We start from the raw sequence: 1,323 nt of genomic DNA, 5'->3' as shown, positions 1-1,323 counted from the left end.
GTCAGCAGGGCGTACCAGCCGTCGGTGGTGGCCTCGGTGTCGAGGGTGGCCTGGTCGAAGTGCCAGGTCAGGGCCGGTTTCCCGGTGTCCGGGTCGACGCTGGTGGCCGCGACGAGGTAGCGGGCGACGCGGTGTTTCGTCGCGAGGAGGGTCAGGCGGGCTTGCACCGCCGCCTCGGTGCGGTAGAGGTGGTGGCTGCCCGCGGCGCGGGCGAGGGTGTCGAGGTCGTCGCGGGCGCGGCCGAGCTTGAGCGCGCGGGCGGCCTTGGCGGCCTGGTCGTTCGCGGACGACCAGACGAACACCGTGCGGACGGTGACCGGCGGGTCTTTCTTGCGGGGCCCGCGCAGGGTGGTCACGCCCTCGCGGGCGCGGTAGGTCGCCCGCTGGTGGATCGGTTTGTCGCGGTCTCGGGCGGCGACGTGGTCGATGATCGAGGCGGTGGCCCAGTCCTGGCTGGCCAGGACGTCGGCGGGTACGACCGCCTTCGGTGCGGGCGCGAGGAACGTGACCCCGGGCGTGGTCGTCAGCGCGGTCAGGTTGCTGTAGGAGACGAGTTTGGTGTCCCCGACGAGCAGGAAGCGCCTGGGGCCGGCGAGCTGGGTCAGTGCGCGCATCGCGCCGGTGACCTGGGAAACTTCGCCGGCGCCGCCGTCGTAGGCGCGGTGGACCAGCGGGATCCCGCCGTCACCGGTGGTGGCCAGGCCGGTCTGGACCTGCTTGAGGTCGGGCCGGCGGTCTTTGGGATGGCCGTAGCGCGGGGTCGCGTAGTCCTCGTCGATCTCGGGGTAGGCGCCGTGCAGCGAGATCGACGTCATGTCCCAGTGGACCCGGGAGACGTCGAGCCCGAACGCGGCGATCGCCGCGGTGCCGACCGAGCCGACGACGGCCTCGCAGACCGGGGCGAGCGCGTCAAGCGCCCGACCGACCCGGTCGTCGTTCAACACGTCCGGCGCGATGCCGAACACCTCCTCGACCGCCCACTCCCGTGCCCACCGTTCGACGTGCAGCAACGGGGTCGGGGAGGTCAGCCGGTTGGCGACGAGGGCCGCGATGACCTGCCCGTGGGTGGCCCGGCTGACCTTGTCCCGGATCGGGGCGAGCCGGTCGATCGTGTCCACGAGACCGAGGCGGTCCAGGTAGTCACGCACGACGGGGAGCGCGCCGAGCGGCTTCTCGACGCTCGGCGGCCCGTAGTCCCTCGCGACCGACACAGCCACGAACAGTCCCAGACCCGCCACTACAGATCGCGATCACTCCGACGCGGTCAGAACAAGAGATCGCGTAGCTGTCTCTCCGCACGCACGTGCGGAAGACAGGGCTAGA

The 1,323-nt window shown here is 71.8% G+C and carries 1 protein-coding gene; it reads right to left on the bottom strand.

Going from position 1 to position 1,323, the window contains the following annotated elements; translation table 11 throughout:
* Positions 1–1,211 (bottom strand): IS1634 family transposase (locus tag AB1460_RS37530; RefSeq protein ID WP_368967324.1); only part of this gene is annotated, 1,211 nt, incomplete at its 3' end.
* Between the last annotated feature and the right edge of the window lie 112 nt (positions 1,212–1,323).

It is taken from the genome of Parafrankia sp. FMc2, from assembly GCF_041008525.1.
In the GTDB taxonomy this organism is placed as follows: Bacteria; Actinomycetota; Actinomycetes; order Frankiales; family Frankiaceae; genus Parafrankia.
Note: the sequence above shows the minus strand (reverse complement) of the source record. Positions and strands in the feature narration are given on the sequence as shown.